The organism is Tardiphaga sp. OK245, assembly GCF_900108575.1.
Taxonomy (GTDB): domain Bacteria; phylum Pseudomonadota; class Alphaproteobacteria; order Rhizobiales; family Xanthobacteraceae; genus Tardiphaga; species Tardiphaga robiniae.
Genome location: NZ_FNWZ01000003.1, coordinates 479573 through 498690 on the forward strand (window position 1 = coordinate 479573; position 19118 = coordinate 498690).

General features: G+C 62.5%; 18 protein-coding genes. 12 read left to right on the top strand and 6 right to left on the bottom strand.

From position 1 onward, the window contains the following. Positions 1-13: 13 nt before the first annotated feature. The 6 genes from ntrC (at position 14) to hflX (ending at position 8088) form a co-directional block, all read left to right on the top strand. Complete coding sequence (gene ntrC, locus BLW80_RS14900) at positions 14-1456, top strand: nitrogen regulation protein NR(I) (protein WP_068731842.1); 1443 nt, start codon at positions 14-16, stop codon at positions 1454-1456. Between the two features lie 192 nt (positions 1457-1648). Continuing rightward, on the top strand, positions 1649-3934 hold the full coding sequence (locus tag BLW80_RS14905; RefSeq protein ID WP_093758559.1) for a sensor histidine kinase NtrY-like: 2286 nt from the start codon (positions 1649-1651) through the stop codon (positions 3932-3934). A gap of 32 nt (positions 3935-3966) precedes the next feature. Further along, positions 3967-5337: a nitrogen assimilation response regulator NtrX gene (gene ntrX / locus BLW80_RS14910; protein ID WP_089264305.1), complete on the top strand. Its 1371-nt coding sequence runs from the start codon at positions 3967-3969 to the stop codon at positions 5335-5337. Positions 5338-5382: 45 nt separating this feature from the next. Beyond that, positions 5383-6240 (top strand): D-amino-acid transaminase, encoded by an 858-nt coding sequence (locus BLW80_RS14915; RefSeq protein ID WP_089264306.1) that lies wholly within the window; start codon positions 5383-5385, stop codon positions 6238-6240. A 187-nt stretch (positions 6241-6427) separates the two neighbouring features. Then, complete coding sequence (gene hfq / locus BLW80_RS14920; protein WP_068731834.1) at positions 6428-6673, top strand: RNA chaperone Hfq; 246 nt, start codon at positions 6428-6430, stop codon at positions 6671-6673. Between the two features lie 23 nt (positions 6674-6696). Beyond that, complete coding sequence (gene hflX, locus BLW80_RS14925; RefSeq protein ID WP_093758560.1) at positions 6697-8088, top strand: GTPase HflX; 1392 nt, start codon at positions 6697-6699, stop codon at positions 8086-8088. Between the two features lie 17 nt (positions 8089-8105). Here hflX and BLW80_RS14930 read toward each other — a convergent pair whose 3' ends face one another. Then, positions 8106-8891: a sulfite exporter TauE/SafE family protein gene (locus BLW80_RS14930; protein WP_093758561.1), complete on the bottom strand. Its 786-nt coding sequence runs from the start codon at positions 8889-8891 to the stop codon at positions 8106-8108. A 31-nt stretch (positions 8892-8922) separates the two neighbouring features. Then, positions 8923-9747: a nucleoside triphosphate pyrophosphohydrolase gene (gene mazG / locus BLW80_RS14935; RefSeq protein ID WP_093758562.1), complete on the bottom strand. Its 825-nt coding sequence runs from the start codon at positions 9745-9747 to the stop codon at positions 8923-8925. Positions 9748-9866: 119 nt separating this feature from the next. Between mazG and queC the strand changes: the two genes are divergently transcribed. Further along, the gene (queC, locus tag BLW80_RS14940; protein ID WP_093758563.1) at positions 9867-10583 is read left to right on the top strand and encodes a 7-cyano-7-deazaguanine synthase QueC; all 717 of its coding nucleotides are present in this window, start codon (positions 9867-9869) and stop codon (positions 10581-10583) included. On the opposite strand, the gene BLW80_RS14945 is transcribed toward queC, so the two are convergent. Both BLW80_RS14945 and BLW80_RS14950 read right to left on the bottom strand, forming a co-directional pair. Continuing rightward, positions 10580-11479 carry a dihydrodipicolinate synthase family protein gene (locus BLW80_RS14945; protein ID WP_093758564.1) on the bottom strand — a complete coding sequence of 300 codons (900 nt, stop codon included), beginning with the start codon at positions 11477-11479 and terminating at the stop codon, positions 10580-10582. The genes queC and BLW80_RS14945 overlap by 4 nt on opposite strands. Before the next feature lie 91 nt (positions 11480-11570). Continuing rightward, positions 11571-12335 carry an SDR family NAD(P)-dependent oxidoreductase gene (locus BLW80_RS14950; RefSeq protein WP_093759102.1) on the bottom strand — a complete coding sequence of 255 codons (765 nt, stop codon included), beginning with the start codon at positions 12333-12335 and terminating at the stop codon, positions 11571-11573. 302 nt (positions 12336-12637) lie between these two features. Here BLW80_RS14950 and BLW80_RS14955 point away from each other — a divergent pair, with 302 nt between their 5' ends. From BLW80_RS14955 to BLW80_RS14970, 4 genes are all read left to right on the top strand, one after another. Beyond that, entirely contained in the window at positions 12638-13387 is a 750-nt protein-coding gene (locus BLW80_RS14955) for a FadR/GntR family transcriptional regulator (protein ID WP_093758565.1), read from the top strand. A gap of 13 nt (positions 13388-13400) precedes the next feature. Next, positions 13401-14831, top strand: coding sequence for an FAD-binding oxidoreductase (locus BLW80_RS14960; protein WP_244528241.1), 1431 nt, complete (start codon positions 13401-13403; stop codon positions 14829-14831). Positions 14832-14884: 53 nt separating this feature from the next. After that, positions 14885-15862 carry a Bug family tripartite tricarboxylate transporter substrate binding protein gene (locus BLW80_RS14965; RefSeq protein WP_093758567.1) on the top strand — a complete coding sequence of 326 codons (978 nt, stop codon included), beginning with the start codon at positions 14885-14887 and terminating at the stop codon, positions 15860-15862. A gap of 108 nt (positions 15863-15970) precedes the next feature. After that, on the top strand, positions 15971-16948 hold the full coding sequence (locus BLW80_RS14970) for a Bug family tripartite tricarboxylate transporter substrate binding protein (protein ID WP_244528243.1): 978 nt from the start codon (positions 15971-15973) through the stop codon (positions 16946-16948). Positions 16949-16993: 45 nt separating this feature from the next. Here the strand turns inward: BLW80_RS14970 and nthB are convergent, their stop codons facing one another. Both nthB and nthA read right to left on the bottom strand, forming a co-directional pair. Then, complete coding sequence (gene nthB / locus BLW80_RS14975) at positions 16994-17653, bottom strand: nitrile hydratase subunit beta (RefSeq protein WP_093758569.1); 660 nt, start codon at positions 17651-17653, stop codon at positions 16994-16996. After that, positions 17650-18276, bottom strand: a complete 627-nt coding sequence (gene nthA, locus BLW80_RS14980) for a nitrile hydratase subunit alpha (RefSeq protein ID WP_093758570.1) — start codon at positions 18274-18276, stop codon at positions 17650-17652. Before nthA ends, nthB begins: the two co-directional genes overlap by 4 nt. A 65-nt stretch (positions 18277-18341) precedes the next feature. On the opposite strand from nthA, the gene BLW80_RS14985 reads away from it, so the two are divergent. Beyond that, positions 18342-19100: a PA4824 family protein gene (locus BLW80_RS14985; RefSeq protein WP_093758571.1), complete on the top strand. Its 759-nt coding sequence runs from the start codon at positions 18342-18344 to the stop codon at positions 19098-19100. Positions 19101-19118 lie beyond the last annotated feature (18 nt).

Here is a 19118-nt window from a genome sequence, read left to right on the forward strand (position 1 = left end):
ACGAGGACTAACGATGGCTGCAGGTAGCATTCTGGTTGCGGACGATGATACGGCGATCCGCACCGTCCTCAATCAGGCGCTATCGCGCGCCGGATATGAGGTTCGCCTGACCGGGAACGCAGCCACGTTGTGGCGCTGGGTCAGCCAGGGCGAGGGCGACCTTGTGATCACCGACGTGGTGATGCCTGACGAGAACGCGTTCGATCTGCTGCCGCGTATCAAGAAGATGCGGCCCAATCTGCCGGTTATCGTGATGAGCGCGCAGAACACCTTCATGACCGCGATCCGCGCCTCCGAGCGCGGTGCCTATGAATATCTGCCGAAGCCGTTCGATCTGAAGGAATTGATCGCCATCGTCGGTCGCGCGCTGTCCGAGCCGAAGGAGCGTGTCGCAAGCCACGCCGATGACGGCGAGTTCGACTCGATCCCGCTGGTCGGCCGTTCGCCGGCGATGCAGGAAATCTACCGCGTCCTCGCCCGCCTGATGCAGACCGATCTGACGGTGATGATCTCCGGCGAGTCCGGCACCGGCAAGGAACTGGTGGCCCGCGCGCTGCACGACTATGGCAAGCGCCGCAACGGCCCGTTCGTTGCGGTCAACATGGCGGCGATCCCGCGCGATCTTATCGAGTCCGAATTGTTCGGCCACGAGCGCGGCGCCTTCACCGGCGCCAATGCCCGCGCCACGGGCCGCTTCGAGCAGGCTGAAGGCGGCACACTGTTCCTGGACGAAATCGGCGACATGCCGATGGAAGCCCAGACCCGTTTGCTGCGCGTGCTGCAGCAGGGCGAATACACGACCGTTGGCGGCCGCACGCCGATCAAGACCGACGTGCGGATCGTCGCCGCCTCCAACAAGGATCTGCGTATCCTGATCCAGCAGGGCCTGTTCCGCGAGGATCTGTTCTTCCGCCTCAACGTCGTGCCGCTGCGCCTGCCGCCGCTGCGCGAGCGCATCGAGGATCTGCCCGATCTGATCCGCCACTTCTTTGCACTCGCGGAGAAGGACGGTTTGCCGCCGAAGAAGCTCGACGCCTTGGCGCTCGAGCGCATGAAACAGCACCGCTGGCCGGGCAACGTTCGCGAACTGGAAAACCTCGCGCGCCGCCTGGCAGCGCTGTATCCGCAGGACGTCATCACCGGTTCGGTGATCGATGGCGAACTGGCGCCGCCCGCTGTGGCCTCGGGTGGTAGCGCGCCGACCGGCGTGGATAATCTCGGTGGGGCAGTCGAGGTCTATCTGTCCTCGCACTTCTCCGGCTTTCCGAACGGCGTGCCGCCGCCGGGCCTCTATCACCGCATTCTCCGCGAGATCGAGGTACCGCTGCTGACCGCAGCACTGGCCGCGACCCGAGGCAACCAGATCCGCGCTGCGGATCTGCTCGGCCTTAACCGCAACACCCTGCGGAAGAAGATTCGCGATCTCGATATCCAAGTCTATCGAACCGGCGGCTGATCCCGGCAGCGAGATCGAGCAATTCCAGGGTTTGAGACGCAAAAACAAACGAAAACGCAGGGTATGCGTTTTCGTTGGCTGGTCTGCGCCGTGGATTTGTCGTAATTGGGCAACATTGTTGTATGATTGCATCAGTGCGGTCCGGGCTGTCTCCGGCAGCCGCACGGCGTCCACGCTCACCACATTGTCGGAATGACCAGCGCAGACACGTCGGCTACAGCCTATGAACCGTCGATGGCGGAGCCGCGCAGGTGGACCCTGCGGCGGCTGTTCGTGCCATTGGCCGTCGGCTTGGCACTCCTGTCGTCATGCCTGACCTTCCTCGTCCTGAATGGCCTCACGCCGATCGCGCCGACCCATCAGGTCGTCGTTACCTTCCTGCTGATCAATGCCGCCAGCGTGCTCCTGCTGGTCCTGATCATTGCGCGGGAGATCTGGAAGGTTGTCCAGGCGCGCCGCAGGGGCAGGGCGGCGGCCCGGTTGCATGTCCAGATCGTCAGCCTGTTCTCGGTGATCGCCGTGCTTCCGGCGGTACTCGTTTCGATCGTCGCCAATGTGACCCTCGACCGCGGCCTCGATCGGCTGTTCTCCGGCCCAACCAAGGCGGTCATCAACAATTCGCTCGTGATTGCCAGCGCCTATCTGCACGAGCACGGCCAATTGATTGGCGGTGATATCCTCGGTATGGCCGACGATCTCGCGCGCATCCAACCGCTTTTCTATCAGGACCGCGGTACGTTCCGTTCGTTGATGCTGGCAAATGCAACCGCGCGCAATCTGCCGGGCGCCATGTTGATCGACAAGGATCGCAACGTCATCGAACCCGACCAGCCCGGCATCAAACAGGAATTCTCACCGCCGCCGGCAGACTTCCTCGTCAATGTCAGCGCGTCCGAGCCGGCCATCGCTGTAATCCCCGAGGGAAATTACGTCGCCGCCGTGATCCGGTTGCGAGCGTTCGACAATATGTTCCTCTATGTCGCCCGCAAGCTCGATCCGCGCGTGGTCGCGCAGATGAACCAGAGCCAGGCTGGCGCAGCCGAATATGCCGAACTGGAATCGCGCAGGCTCGGCATTCAGGTCGCCTTCGCGCTGATGTTCACCGTGATCGCACTGACGGTGCTGATGTCCGCCGTGCTGATCGGACTGAATTTCGCCAACTGGCTGGTGGCGCCGATCCGCCGCCTGATGGGCGCAGCGAACATGGTCTCGACCGGTGATCTTCATGTTCAGGTGCCGGTGATCCAGTCCGAGGGCGATCTCGCCCACCTAGGCGAGACCTTCAACAAGATGACGCAGGAGCTGCGCACCCAGCGTGACGAACTGGTCAGCGCCAGCGACGTCATCGACAGCCGCCGCCGTTTCATCGAGGCCGTGTTGTCATCGGCCAGCGCCGGCATCATCGGCGTCGATGGCTCGAACATGATCGGCATTCTCAACCGCTCGGCCGAGAAACTGGTCGGACATTCGGAGTCCGAGACGCTGGGCCATCCGCTGCACGAGATCATTCCCGAGCTCGACGAATTGATGCAGACCGCCCGCGAGGGATCGCAGCGGCTGGTGCAGGGGCAGGTGACGATCACCCGCGACGGGCAGGAGCGCAACCTGTCGGTGCGCGTCAGCGCAGAACAGACCAGCCAGTCGCGCGACAGCTACATCATCACCCTCGACGACATCACCGAACTCGTCTCGGCACAGCGCACCTCGGCCTGGGCCGACGTGGCGCGCCGCATCGCGCATGAGATCAAAAATCCGCTGACACCGATCCAGCTCTCCGCCGAGCGCATCAAGCGCAAGTTCGGCAAGGTCATCGTCGACGACAAGGCGATCTTCGAACAATGCACCGACACCATCGTCCGGCAGGTCGATGACATCAGGCGCATGGTCGACGAATTTTCGCGCTTTGCGCGCATGCCCAAACCCGTGATCGAAGGTGAGGACGTCGCCGACACTGTACGTCAGGCCGTGTTCCTGATGCGGGTCGGTCACCCCGACCTCGACATCTCCGCCGAGATCAAGGAAGAGCCGATGCGCGCGCGGTTCGACCGCCGGCTGATCTCGCAGGCGCTCACCAATATCATCAAGAATGCGACAGAGGCGATAGAGGCCGTGCCGCCAGAAGAACTCGGCAAAGGTCGTATTGATGTCACAGCGTCGCGCGAGAACGACATGATCTTGATCGACGTGATTGACAACGGCATCGGTCTGCCGACCGTCAACAGGTCGCGTTTGCTCGAACCCTATGTCACGACTCGCGAGAAGGGCACTGGCCTCGGCCTCGCGATCGTCGGCAAGGTGCTCGAGGATCATGGTGGAGGCATCGAACTTGGCGACGCATCGAGTGTTCGTCCAGGACAGCGCGGTGCCTGGATGCGACTGCGGTTTTCTATCTCCGGTCAGAAGGCTGACGCAGACAAGAGTGAACCGGAATCCCCGCCTGATGACGAACCGAAGATCAAAACTGCTACCGGCAACTGACAAGAATAAACGTGACCAGGATATTTTGACCCATGGCAAATGACATTCTGATCGTCGACGACGAAGCCGATATTCGCGATCTTGTTGCGGGCATTCTGGACGATGAGGGCTTCACCACCCGCACCGCACGAGACAGCGATTCCGCGCTCGCGGAAATCGCCAATCGCCGCCCCAACATGGTGTTTCTCGACATCTGGCTGCAGGGCAGTAAGCTCGACGGCCTGCAACTGCTCGAGCAGGTCAAACGCGACAATCCCGAATTGCCTGTGGTGATGATCTCGGGCCACGGCAATATCGAAACCGCTGTCGCGGCAATCAAGCGCGGCGCCTATGACTTCATCGAGAAGCCATTCAAGGCTGACCGGCTGATCCTTGTCGCGACGCGCGCGCTCGAAACCTCGCGCCTGAAACGCGAAGTCAAGGAACTGAAGCAACTCGCACCGGTCGCCAATTCGCTGACGGGGCGCTCGGCCGCCATGAACCAGCTGCGCCAGACCATCGATCGCGCCGCGAAGGCCAATAGCCGCATTCTGATCGTCGGCCCGTCGGGCGCCGGCAAGGAGCTCGCCGCGCGCACGCTGCACACGGCCTCTGCCCGCTCCACAGGGCCGTTCGTCGTCATCAACGCTGCGGCGATTACGCCGGAGCGCATGGAAGTTGAACTGTTCGGCATCGAACAGTCCAATGGCGAACAGGCTCGTAAGGCAGGAGCCCTAGAGGAGGCTCATGGTGGCACGCTATTCATCGACGAGATCGGCGATCTGCCGCGCGAGACCCAGAACAAGATCCTGCGCGTGCTGGTCGATCAGACTTTCATGCGGGCAGGGGGAACCACCAAGGTCAATGTCGACGTCCGCATCATTTCGTCGACCGCGCGCAATCTCGAAGAGGAAATCGCCGAAGGTCGTTTCCGTGAGGATCTCTATCATCGCCTCTCGGTGGTGCCGATCCGCGTGCCGCCGCTGTCTGAGCATCGCGAGGATATTCCGGAGCTCATCGAATATTTCATGGAGCAGATCTCCATCGCGACGGGCCTGCCGAAGCGGCAGATCGGCGAGGACGCCATGGCGGTCCTGCAGTCGCATGTCTGGCCGGGCAATATCCGTCAGCTCCGCAACAACGTCGAACGCGTCATGATCCTGGCCGGCGGCGGGCCGGAAGTGATCATCACCGCCGACATGCTGCCGCAGGACGTCGGCTCGATGGTGCCGTCGATGCCCACCAGCAACAATGGCGAGCACATCATGGGCCTGCCGCTGCGCGAAGCCCGCGAAGTGTTCGAACGCGATTATCTGATTGCGCAGATCAGCCGTTTTTCGGGTAATATCTCGCGCACCGCTGAATTCGTCGGCATGGAGCGCTCCGCCTTGCATCGCAAGCTCAAGGCGCTCGGCGTCGGCTAAATCACTCACCTCACCTCAAGCTTCAACTCAAGCCTCGGAACGAACATGTCGCGCATCGCCTATGTGAATGGTCAATACGTCAACCTGCGCGATGCCGCCGTGAACGTCGAGGACCGCGGCTATCAGTTCGCCGATGGCATTTACGAGGTCTGCGAGATCATCGGCGGCAAGATGGTCGATTTTCCCCGCCATATTGCGCGCATGCAGCGCTCGTTGCGGGAGCTGCGCATCGCCGAGGCCATGCCGCTGACATCGCTCAAGGTGGTGATGCAGGAAGTTATTCGTCGCAACCGCATCAATTACGGCATCGTCTATCTGCAGATCAGCCGCGGCGTCGCCCATCGCGATCACGGATTTCCGTCGCCGGACGTGAAGCCAAGTGTGGTCGTGACGGCGAAATCGCTCAACTTCGCCAAGAATCAGGCGACTGCTGCCAAGGGCGTGAAGGTCATCACCACGGCGGAGAATCGCTGGCCGCGCGTCGACATCAAGACCGTTGGCCTGCTGCCCAATGTGCTGGCGCGACAGGAAGCCCGCGACAAGGGCGCCTATGAAGCCTGGTATGTCGACGCCGACGGTTTCGTCACGGAGGGCGCGTCGTGCAACGCCTGGATCGTCACCAAGGACGGCAAGGTGGTGACGCGCACCGCCGCGTCAGGCATTCTCGCAGGCATCACCCGCGCCGTGCTGATCGAGGTCCTGGCCTCGATGCAGCTCAAGCTGGAAGAGCGGAACTTCACACCGGCAGAGGCTTATGACGCCGCAGAAGCCTTCGTCTCGTCGGCGAGTCAGATCGTGATGCCGGTCATCAATATCGACGGCAAACCGATCGGTGACGGCAAGCCTGGTGGTATCGCGACGCGCCTGAGGCAGGAATTCCATAAATTCGCAGCGATTTCATAAAATTTGCCGCGCTTTTAGGCACCAATTCCGCGTTCCGGCTTGCCTAAAAAGCGCGCCTGCCGTCTAATCACGTCGTCGCGCTCCCGGAGGGGGATCTCAGGGGAAAGTGCGGCAGCTTGGTAAGGCCCCGGAGAGGGCTGCGCCGGGTTCAAAAAAAGCAACAAAACAGACTGCGGGATTAAAAAAAATGGCGGCAGACCGCGCACAAAATCTACAGGACACCTTCCTCAACCACGTACGCAAGACCAAGACTCCGCTCACGATCTTTCTGGTGAACGGCGTCAAATTGCAGGGCATTGTCACCTGGTTCGATAATTTCTGTCTTCTGCTCCGGCGCGACGGACACTCGCAGCTGGTGTATAAGCATGCGATCTCGACCATCATGCCGGGCGCACCGATTCAGCTTTTTGAGGGTGGCGAGGATCCGGCTTGAGCGAACTCCTGAGAGACGCTTGATTGGAATTTCGTAGCTTCGAAGGCAATGCTGCCGACCGACCCTCGGCCAGCAGCGAATCGACCGGCCGCGTTCTCGTGGTCGGTCCTTACCTGCGCGAACGGCGGGGCGACGCCGACGCGCAAGCCTATTCTCATGTCCGCGATACGGAAGCCCGGCTCGAAGAGGCGGTCGGTCTCGCACGCGCCATCGACCTCACCGTGGTCGAGGCCGTCGCCGCGCCGCTGAGCCAGATCCGCCCGGCCACCTATCTCGGCAAGGGCAAGGTCGATGAGATCGCCGGCCTGATCGCGGCGAACGAGATCGGCATCGTGGTGATGGATTGCGCGCTGTCGCCGATCCAGCAGCGCAATCTCGAAAAGGAACTGAAGGCCAAGGTGCTCGACCGTACCGGTCTCATCCTTGAAATCTTCGGCCGCCGTGCCAAGACCAAGGAAGGCACGCTGCAGGTCGAGCTCGCGCATCTCAACTATCAGCGCAGCCGTCTCGTCCGCTCATGGACCCATCTGGAGCGCCAGCGCGGCGGCTTTGGCTTCATGGGTGGCCCCGGCGAAACCCAGATCGAAGCGGATCGCCGCATGATCGGCGACCGCATCGCGCGACTCGAAGCCGATCTGAAGAAGGTCCAGGCGACGCGGCGCCTGCATCGCGCCGGCCGCCAGCGCGTGCCGTATCGCGTTGTTGCGCTGGTCGGTTACACCAATGCCGGCAAGTCGACGCTGTTCAACCGGCTGACGCGCGCCGACGTGCAGGCCGAGGACATGCTGTTCGCGACCCTCGATCCGACGCTGCGTGCGCTGACGCTGCCGCATGGCGGCAAGGCCATGCTGTCGGACACGGTGGGTTTCATCTCCAACCTGCCGACCCAGCTCGTAGCCGCGTTTCGCGCGACGCTGGAAGAGGTACTGGAAGCCGACATCATTCTCCATGTCCGCGACATCTCGCATGAGGATGCGGAAGCGCAGCAAAGCGACGTCGACAACGTGCTGCGCAAGCTCGGCATCGATACGGATGCAACAGCGCGCATTCTCGAAGTCTGGAACAAGATCGATCGTTTCCCTCCGGAGGAGCGCGAGAACCTCGCCAATATCGCGGCGCGGCGGCCGCTGGACAAGCCGTGCTTCATGGTCTCAGCCGAAACCGGCGAGGGCATCGACGATCTGCTCGCTGCCATCGAAACACGGCTCGCCGCCAGCCGCATCACGCTGGATCTGTCGATCGATGCTGCGGACGGTGCTGGCGTGAGCTGGCTGCATCGCAATGCGGAAGTACTGGTGAAAGAATTGCACGACGGCCATTTCGACATGGTGGTGCGTGTCGATGAGACCAAACGCGATATCGTCATGAGTCGGTTCAGTGCAGTGCTGCATCCGGTCGCGGATCTGAGTGCCTGACGAAACTCCGTTGTTGTTCAGGTGGCAGCTTTAAACGCCATGAACACCGCCATGCCGGCGATGACAGCGATGAGTGTCATCCGCAAAGCTCTCTGACTCATGCGATTCGCCAGCCGTGATCCAAGACCGGTACCGATCCACAGCCCCATGATCAGACTTGCAATCGTGAGCCACGGCAGCTCTGTGCCCTGCTGCACATAGAGCAGGGCGGCCGGTAAAGTGACGGGCAGTGCTGTGACGGCAAGGCTAAGGGCCTGGGATTGATGCTGGGACACCTTCAGCAGGCCCGTCATCAAGGCGGTGATCGCAAGCCCGCCGCCGATCCCCAGAAATCCCGACGACCAGCCCGCGACCGCGCCGATGGCGACGAGCGCTGACCCGCGTAACGGCACCTCTTTCGCTTCGTCTGCAGTGCCTTCGAGCTTGGGATGTGACGGCCGACGGATGACGATCACTTCGAGAACCAGCAGATAGCCGACAAAAGTCCATTGCAGCGCGCGAGCAGAAACGGTTGTTGCGAGCAAGGCGCCAACGCACCCGCCCACTGCAAATCCGATGGCCAGCCAGGCAAGCCAACGCGGCGGCACGTGATGGCCGCTGCGTTGATAGTTGCGGACGCCGGAAAGACTGGTGGGCACAACCTGCACGACGAGAGAAACGCCCTGGGCGACGTGCTGATCTTTGCCAAGCAGGAGCACCAGCAGCGGGACGAGGATTCCGCCACTGGTAATACCGAGCAAGCCGGACGCCATGCCGCCGACACCGCCCGCCAGAAGACCGCCGAGGACGTCAGTCAGTGTCATCGTCGGTTGTTCCCTGGCGGTTGCGAGTCATTCAATCCGCGATTTCGTTACCCTTCGCCTCATTCCACAGCGCATCCATCTCCTCGAGCGACGCCTCCTGCAGGGTCCGTCCCTTCGCCGCCAGCGCCTGTTCGATATAGCCAAAACGTCGCTCGAACTTCACGTTGGTGCCGCGTAATGCGAGTTCGGGATCGGCGTCCACATGGCGCGCCAGATTGACCAGCGCGAACATCAGGTCGCCGGTCTCGGCCGCTACTTCGCTCTGGTCGCCGCGATCGAGTGCCGCTTCGATCTCGTCAGCTTCCTCGCGGATTTTCGCCAGCACCGCGCGCGGATCATTCCAGTCGAAGCCGACGCTGGAGGCTTTTGTCTGCAGCTCCATGGCCTGGCTCAATGCGGGTTGCCCGGCCTTGACGCTCGCAAGGAACGAGGAGGGCGGCGTGGCCTCAACGCCGCGCCGTGCGGCGCGTTCAGCCTTTTCCTCGGCTTTGATACGCCCCCACGTCCCCTTCACATCCGTCGGTGCGATCTTGCCGTCCTTGTCGGCGAACACATGCGGATGCCGGCGGATCATCTTGCGGGTGATCGCCTCCACGACGTCGCCGAACGCGAATGCATTCTGCTCTTCGGCCATCCGGGCGTGGAACACCACCTGCAGCAGGAGATCGCCGAGTTCGTCGCAGAGGTCGTGGAGATCGTGCCTGACGATGGCATCGGTGACCTCATAGGCCTCCTCGATCGTATAGGGCGCGATACTCGCGAAATCCTGCTCCAGATCCCATGGGCACCCCGTCACGGGCGTGCGCAACTGGGCCATGATCTCAATCAGGCCGACGATATCGCGGGAAGGGGTCATGAGGCACCACGGTTCACAGCAGGAGCCTTTGCTATGCCGCAGGACGGCGGCGTGGCCCAGCGGAAATGCCCGGTTTTGCCTGTCTTTCACACAGGGCTGCAGAGTGCTATCTGCAGCCGATGAGCGACACTTTCCCAGATCAAACCGCGCTGGTGCTGTTTTCCGGCGGCCAGGATTCCGCAACCTGTCTGGCCTGGGCGCTGGCGCGCTTCAAGCGCGTCGAGATGCTCGGCTTCGCTTACGGCCAGCGCCACGCCATCGAACTCGACAGCCGCGACAAGCTGCTGGCGGGCGTGAAGGCCTTGAATGCTGATTGGGCCACGAAACTCGGTGACAGCCACACGCTGGACATCCCGACGCTGAGCGACATTTCCGACACCGCGCTGACGCGTGACGTCGCCATCGAGATGGGGGCCGACGGCCTGCCCAATACGTTTGTGCCCGGCCGCAATCTGGTGTTCCTGACATTCGCGGCAGCGCTGGCCTATCGACGCGGCATCACCCACATCATCGGCGGCATGTGCGAGACGGATTACTCCGGCTATCCCGATTGTCGCGACGACACCATCAAGGCGCTGCAGCAGGCGCTCAATCTCGGCATGGCCAGGAATTTCACGCTGCACACGCCGCTGATGTGGCGCGACAAGGCGGCGACCTGGGCGCTGGCGCATGAGCTCGGCGGGCAGGGCCTCGTCGACCTGATCCGCGAACACTCGCACACCTGCTATCTCGGTGAGCGCGGCGCGCTACACGACTGGGGCTATGGCTGCGGCAAATGCCCGGCCTGCGAACTACGCGCCAAAGGCTGGCGCGCGTTCGCAGCAACGGCTGTCTAGACGGACAGCGACTCGCGGACCTTGGCCGCTTCGGCAGCGCTGAGGCCTGTCAGCGGCGGACGCACCCGCAGCCAATTGTCATTGTTGTCGCGCTTCGCCAGCAGCACCTTCAGCGAGGGAAGCTGCGCATAGCTGGACACCGCATTGCGCGCCGCGACGATACGCTCCTGCGCAGTCGCAACCTCGGCCGCCTTGGCCGGATCCTTGTAACCATTGAACACCGTGGCGAGCTCGCGGCTCACGAGGTTGGAGGTCGCCGTGATGCAGCCGGCGCCGCCCATCGGCAGCAGCTTCAGCATCAGGGGATCGGCGCCGACCAGCACCGAGAACCCCGGGAAGCGATCGACGATGGCGCTCATATTGGCGAACTCGCCCGCGGAATCCTTGATGCCGACCACGATTTCCGGGAAGCGCTTGCGTAACCGATCGATGACGTCGAGCGAGATCGGCACCGCCGACATCTGGGGGATGTGATAGAGCACGACGCGCAGGCGCGGATCGGCGACGCGCTCGATCACAGCCGTATAGGCATCGACGATGCCATCATCGGACACGCCCTTGTAGTAGAACGGCGGCAGCATCACGACGGCTCCGACGCCACTGGCGACAGCGTGCTTTGTGAGTTCAACCGTTTCCATGATCGACGCAACACCGGTGCCCGGCAGCAGTTTCGACGGCGCGATTCCGGATTTCACCACGGCTTCCAGCAGCGCCATGCGCTCGCGTGATGACAGCGAATTGGCTTCGCCTGTCGTGCCGAGCATGGCGATGCCGGTGCAGCCGTCATCGAGCAGACGCTGGCAGTGGGAGGTGAACAGGCCCTGATCCACCGACAGGTCGGCGTTGAAGGGGGTGGTCGCGGCGCAGTAGACGCCGGTCGGGAAGGGAGCTGTCATCGTTGTGCTCTTTCGGGTGCGTGTTGCAGGAGTTCTTCTAACGAAGCGCTTGTTTTTTACCTCTCCCCGCAAGCAGGGAGAGGTAAATACGTTACGGCATGATCTGCCCGCCATTCACCTCGATGACCTGGCCGGTGATGTAGCTGCTCATGGTCTCGTCGGCGAGGAACTGATAGGCGCCGACGCAATCCTCGGGCGTGCCGATGCGGCCCAGCGGGATGCCCTGGCGGGCGCCTTCGAGCTGCTCCGCGGTCGAATAGCGCTGGTGGAACGGCGTCATGATCACGCCCGGCGCCACCGCATTGGCGCGCACGTTGAACGGAGCCAGTTCCTTCGCCAGCACACGCGTGATGGTCGAGACAAAACCCTTGGCCGAACCATAGAGACCGGCGCCGCCGCTGCCGCCATTGCGGGCCGCAACCGACGTCGTGTTGATGATCGAGCCAGAACGCTGCGCCTCCATGATCTTCGCGGCCTTGCGGCAGGCGAAAAATACCGAGCCGATGTTGAGATCGACCACATCGTCATACTGTTCGTCGGTGGCATTGGCGATCGAAGTGCGGCCGAACATGGCGCCGGCATTGTTGATCAGCACGTCGATGCGGCCGAGCTTGGCATGGGCTTCGTCGATCACGCGCGCAGCCTCAGCGCGCTCCGACACGTCGCCGCGCACGAGGTCGGCGGTGCCACCACTCGCACGGATATTCGCGACCACTTCCTCGGCGCCTTCCGGATTGCCGTTGTAATGCACGATCAGCCTGGCACCGAGGGCGCCGAATTTCTTCGCCACGGCAGCGCCGATGCCGGAGCTTGCGCCGATGATCACGATAGCCTTGCCGTTCAGTCCGTTGGTCACGCCTGGTCCTTTCCGATTGAGCGAGCGTTCGACCACGATTTCAGCAACCTGACAAGTTACCAGAATTTGTGCGATGCAGCACGGTATTTGACCAAGTCATGCAATTTAATCATTGTATATCAATGACATAATATAATAGCGATCCATCCGCGCAACATTGACATGTTGACAAGTTTGCCGCCGCCTCTCATGGTCGCCGAAATTTTTGGGCGAGGAAGTGTTTCCATGCGACGGCGCTCCCGGGCGATCGGACTGTCACACGAAACCTCCGCCGCCATCCCTGAGCTGCGGTTTGACCGATCATGAAGCCGATTGATCCCTCTGAATTGCCTGAAGCGCCGCGTCCGCGCGGTGCCGCCGGTTCGCTCGTCGACAAGGTCTATGGCGAACTCGCGCAGCGCATCGCCAATGGCGACTACGCACCGGACCAGAAGCTGCCCGGCGAGCACGAACTTTCCGATATGTTCGACGTCTCCCGCCCGGTGCTGCGCGAAGCACTCGGCCGGTTGCGCGAAGACGGACTGATCACGTCGCGACAGGGCGCGGGCAGTTTCGTCCAGATGCGTGCGCAGCCACAGCCACTCGGCTTCGCGCGGGTGGAGACCATCGCCGACATCCAGCGCTGCTTCGAATTCCGCATCACCATGGAAGCCGATGCGGCGCATTTTGCAGCGCTCCGACGCAGCGACGACAATCTCGGCAAGATGGAAGCCGCGCTCGGCCTGCTGCGCGAGGCGACGAAGAAGCGCAAGCATCGCGAAGACGCCGACTACGCCTTCCATCTCGCTGTCTCCGAGGCGACCAACAACCACTATTTCGCGACCTCGCTGAACGCCCTCAAGGACCACGTCGCTGTCGGTATGAAGCTGCACGGCCTGTCGCTGATGGGCCCGCGGCCCGGCCTCGAGCAGGTGTTCGAGGAACACAGCAGTATTTTTGAAGCGATCCGTGACCGCGATGCCGAGGCAGCGCGCACGGCCATGCGTCTCCATCTCGAAACGTCGCGCGACCGCCTGTTCGAAGGCCGTCTGCTTGACCTCTCGTTCCGGTGACGGGGAGAGTGAATTGACCGACCACACGACATTTCTTGCAACGCTTGCTGGCATCGTCGGCGACCGACACCTGATCGGTCCCGGCGGCGATTTCGAACCCTATGTAGTGGACTGGCGCGGCCGCTATCACGGCAAGGCACTAGCCGTCGTGAAGCCCGGCTCGACGCAGGAAGTCTCCGACGTGGTCAAGGCCTGCGCGGCCGCCGGCATCGCCATCGTGCCGCAGGGTGGCAATACCGGCATGTGCGGCGCCGCAACTCCGCTCGGCGAGCGCACCATGATTGTGCTGCGTCTCGATCGCCTCAATAAGATCCGCAGCATCAGCCGTCTCGGTGACTCCATCGCCGTCGATGCCGGCTGCATCCTCGCCGACATCCAGAAGGCAGCAGACGATATTGACCGCCTGTTTCCGCTCAGCCTCGGAGCCGAAGGCTCCTGCCAGATCGGCGGCAATCTCTCGACCAATGCCGGTGGCACCGCGGTTCTGCGCTACGGCACCACACGCGAACTCGCGCTCGGCCTCGAAGTCGTGCTGCCCGATGGCGAGATCCTCGACGGCATGACGGCCCTGCGCAAGGACTCCACGGGCTTTGACACCAAGCAGCTCTTCATCGGCGCCGAAGGTACGCTCGGCATTATCACCGGCGCGGTGCTGAAGCTGTTTCCGAAGCCACGGGCGAGGGCGGTGTCCTTCGCCAAGCTGAGCAGCATCGATGCGGTGCTCGACCTGCTCGCGCAGGCACGTACCGAACTCGGTGATCGCATCGGCGCCTTCGAGGTGATGTCGCGCGGCCAGATCGAGGTGATCGCCGAAAACCTGCCGCTGGTGAACATCCCGTTCGAGCTGGATACGCCGTGGTATGTGCTGATCGAACTCGTCGATACGCTGGTGTCGGTGGATCTGAATGCAGCGCTCGAAGCGTTGCTCAGCAATGCCTATGAGCGCGAGCTGGTCACCGATGCGCTGGTGGCCTCCAGCGAGACGCAGGCCGCAGCGTTCTGGAAGATTCGCCACAGCGTATCGGAAGGCAGCAAAAAGGCCGGCTACGTCATCTCGCACGACAGCGCCGTGCCCTTGTCGCAGCAGGCAACGTTCGTCACGCAGGTGGAGAAGCGCATCGCTGCCTATCGGCCCGACGCACGCATCGTGATGCACGGCCATATCGGCGATGGCAACATCCACATCCTCGCGATCATTCCAGGCCTCGAGCAGAACCAGAAGGATCAGATCCAGGACACGATCCGCGGCATCAACACCATCGTCGATGAAGAGACCGTCGCGCTCGGCGGCAGCATCAGTGCCGAGCACGGCATCGGTATCGCCAATCGCGAGCGGCTTGCCCGCGTCACCAAGCCGGCCGAGTTGCGGCTCTTGCGCAGCGTCAAGCAGATGCTCGATCCGAACGACATCATGAATCCCGGAAAAGTGCTGCCTGCGCAATAGGCGAGGCGGCCGCAAGCATTCATCAGAACACTCATTCGAGAAGAGGAACACGCATGAAGATCAAATCCATCCTGATGGCCGCTTGCGTCGCCGTGGGCGCCGCCGGGCAGGCGAGTGCGCAGGACGCAAAATATCCGACCAAGCCGATCACCATCGTCGTGCCCTTCGCGGCCGGCGGCACCGTGGACATCATCGCGCGTATGGTCTCGGAGAATTTGCAGAAGAAACTCGGCGCTACCGTGCTGGTCGAAAATATGGGCGGCGCCGGCGGCAATATCGGCGTCAACCGTGTCGCCAAGGCGCAGCCTGATGGCTACACGATCGGCCTCGCCAGCACCTCGCCGCTGGCGATCGCGCCCTCGCTCTATGGCAGCAAGCTTCAGTTCCAGCCGGAGAAGGATCTGGTGGCTTTCGCGCAAGTGAGCATCGTGCCTAACGTGCTCGTGGTGAATCCCGATCGCATCAAGGCCCGCACGGTGCCGGAGTTGATCGAATACATGAAGGCCAATCCAGACAAAGTGACATTCGGCTCGGCCGGACCGGGCACGTCGCAGCATCTTGCCGGCGAGCTGTTCCAGCAGATGACCGGCACCAAGATGGTCCACGTGCCCTACAAAGGCTCGAGCCAGATGGTCACCGACCTGATCTCGGGACAGATCGACATCGCTTTCGACAATGTCCCGCTGCTGCTGCCGCATGTGGCCGGCGGCAAGCTGGCGATGCTCGCCACGGCAACGCCGAAGCGCGCCGAGTTCGACGCGAATGTGCCGGCCGTCGCCGAATTCCTGCCGGGCTTCGAGGCTGTCGCATGGCACGGCTTCATCGCGCCAGCGGCAACGCCGAAGCCGATCGTCGACAAGCTCTCGGCGGAAATCCGCGAATTCATGAGCCTGCCGGAAACCAAGAAGAAGATGGCCGAACTCGGCGCGGTGGCTGTCGCCATTCCGCAGGATGAGTTCACCAAATACATCGCCAGCGAGACCTTGCGCTGGAAGGGTGTGATGGAGAAGGCCAACGTCACGATGAACTAGGCGACCGCGCAGGTGGTGACGACGTCATGTTCGTCACCACCTGCGATATCGAGCGTCCACCAAAGGACGCCGACGATCAAAATAGAAAAACACATGGAGGAATGTTCAATGAGACTTCGGTCAATCCTGATGGCTGCCTGCCTGACGCTCGGCACGCTCACGCAAGCGACGGCCCAGGACGCGAATTACCCGAGCCGCCCGATCACCAGCATCGTTCCGTTTGCCGCCGGCGGCACTGCCGATATCTTTGCGCGCATGGTGTCGGAGCATCTGCAGAAGAAGATGGGCGCGACGGTCATCATCGAGAACGTCGGCGGCGCCGGCAGCATCATCGGCGTCACCCGCGTCGCACGCGCTACGCCTGATGGCTACACGATCGGCCTTGCCAGCACCTCGGCGCTGTCGATCAATCCGACGCTGTATGGCGCAAAACTGTCCTACAATCCCGAAAAGGATCTCGTGCCGATCGCGCAGATCAGCATGGTGCCGAATGTCCTGGTGGTGAACCCGACCAGGATCGCGGCGCGCACGGTGCTGGACCTGATCGCCTATATCAAAGCCAATCCCGACAAGGTGACATTCGGCTCGGCCGGCGTCGGCACCACGCAGCATCTTGCCGGCGAACTGTTCCAGCAGATGACCGGCACCAAGATGGTACACGTACCCTATAAGGGCTCGAGCCAGATGGTCACGGACTTGCTGAGCGGCCAGATCGACATCGCCTTCGACAACGTGCCGCTGCTGCTGCCGCATGCGGCGGCCAGCAAGCTCGCGATGCTGGCAACGGCCTCGCCGAAGCGCGCCGAGTTCGATCCGAACCTGCCGGCGGTGTCTGAATTCCTGCCGGGTTTTGAAGCCGTCGCCTGGCACGGCTTCATGGCACCGGCCGGAACGCCGAAAGCCATCACCGACAAGCTGTCAGTCTCGATCCGCGAATTCATGCAGTTGCCCGAGACGAAGAGAAAGATGTCCGAACTCGGGGCCGTCGCCGTGGCGGTCCCGCCGGACGAGTTCGCCAAATACATCGCCAGCGAAACGCAGCGCTGGAAGGGCGTGATCGAGAAGGCCAACATCACGATGAACTGACACTGGCGAACCGGAGGGCCGGCAGGCGGCCAATGCCGCCGCCCATCACGCCGGGTCGAGATATGGCTCGAACGCCTCGACCGACACTTTCAGCGTCGGATCGCCATCGGGTCCCCACAGTTCGGCGCCGTCGAACACGACGGTGTAAAGCCATTGCGGGTTTTCGCCCTGCTCATGCGCCGCAGTGTCGGGATAGACATGCGCGCCGTGTATCCGCTCGATCACGCCGACATGACCGCGGACATAGCGCGGCAGCCGCGTATGCGTGGTCGGATGGATGTTCTTCATCCGCACGCGATCGCCGATCGCGAATGCAGCAGGCGCCGAAGCAGGGCGCGTGAACGAGCCGCGGGTCAGCACGCGCTCGACACTATCAACGGTGAAGTTGCCGCGCTTCAGCGGCTTCGGCGGCACGGATGCGTGGCCGGCCTTGATCTCATCGGCAGCGAGGAAGCCACGTTCGACCAGCATATCCTCAAGGCCGAGAAACCATTTCTTGTAGTAGCTGCTGGAGAGATAGACCTCCGGCGGCAACGTCTCGCGATAGAAGCGCGACGCGTCGATGTTAAAGGCGCCTGCCGCGCCCATGGCACGCACCATGGCCAGCACGCGGGATTCCCATTCCGCATGAAACATCGGCTCGTTCGGCTCCGCCTCGACCTTGCCGAAGCCGTCCATGCCGCCCATGTCGTGGACGCCGTTCACGACGGGGCTCCCGGCGCTGTCACCAGACCCGTGCCGATCATCGAGTCGCGCGTAACCAGTTCGGCCAGTTGTTGTTCGCTCCAGCCCTCGGTGCCGGCAGGTCGCATCGGCAACACCAGGAAACGCGTTTCAGCCGTCGAATCCCAGACGCGGATTTCCGTGTCATTCGGGATTGTGAAGCCGAAGTCGGCCAGCACGCCGCGCGGATCCTTGACGGCGCGGGAGCGGTAGGGCGCGGCCTTGTACCAGACCGGGGGCAGGCCGAGCATTTCCCAGGGGTAACAGGAGCACAGCGTGCACACGACCATGTTGTGGCGCTCGGGCGTGTTCTCGACCACGACGAGATGATCGCCGGTGCGGCTGACATGGCCGAGCGTGCCGACCGCCGCCGAGCCATCGGCCAGTAGCGCCGCCTTGAAGGCCGGATCGGTCCAGGCTTTCGCGACCACCAGGGCGCCGTTGTGCGGGCCAATCTTGGTCTCATAGGCCTGGATCATCGCGTCCAGCGCCGCTGGATCGATATAGCCTTTCTCGGTCAGAATGGTCTCGAGTGCACGGACGCGCAGCTCGGTGTCCGACAGTTCGGAATGGTCGTGATCGTGGTCATGATGGTGTTCGCTCATACCGTCAGGATAAGCGAGGCGCGATTGTTCTGTCGAGGATTTCGGGACTCAGCTAGGTCTACAGCATGGCTGCTCCTCGTTATCGCGCGCTGACGCTGATCGGCTTCGTTCTGGTCGCGCTGCTGGTGGCTTCGGGCCATGCGGAGGCGGCCAATGGCGCCTATGCGGTCGATGCGGCGGATATTTCGGACCTCGGCTCCTGCAAGGTCGAGAGCTGGTATTCGATGGCCACCAACAGCGACTTTGCGGCGGTGGCCAATCCGTCCTGCGTGGTGGAGATCACGCGTCCGGTCGAACTCAGCGTGCTCACCAATCACAGCCGCTCCGATGGCGAGTTCAGCACCACGCTGGCGCCAAAGGCGAAGATCAACATTGAGCCGACCGGCATCGGAAAATTCGGCGTATCGGCGCTGGCCAGCGGCACATTCGACGCTGTGACCGGCCAGAACACCGCGGTCTTCGCCGAAATTCCGGCGACCTATCGCTTCAACGAAACCATGCGCATCAATCTCAATGCCGGCTGGCTGTGGGATCGCACCGTCGATCGCCACTACTTCACCTATGGCGTCGGCTTCGACTGGAAATTCACCGACGTGCTGCAATACACAGTGGAACTGTACGGGCAGGCGGGCCGCGCCGAATTCGCCAGTGTGGTCCAGCCACGTATCCAGACCGGGGTGCGCTATCGGCCCAACGACATCTTCTCGGTCGACCTGATTTACGGCCGCAACATCACCGGGGAGAATTCCAACTGGATCACCCTGGGCACCACGATCCGGTTTCCGCCGCCCGGAAGCGTGAGCAAACCCGACGCGCATTTGTGATTCACCTGGGGCCGGCAA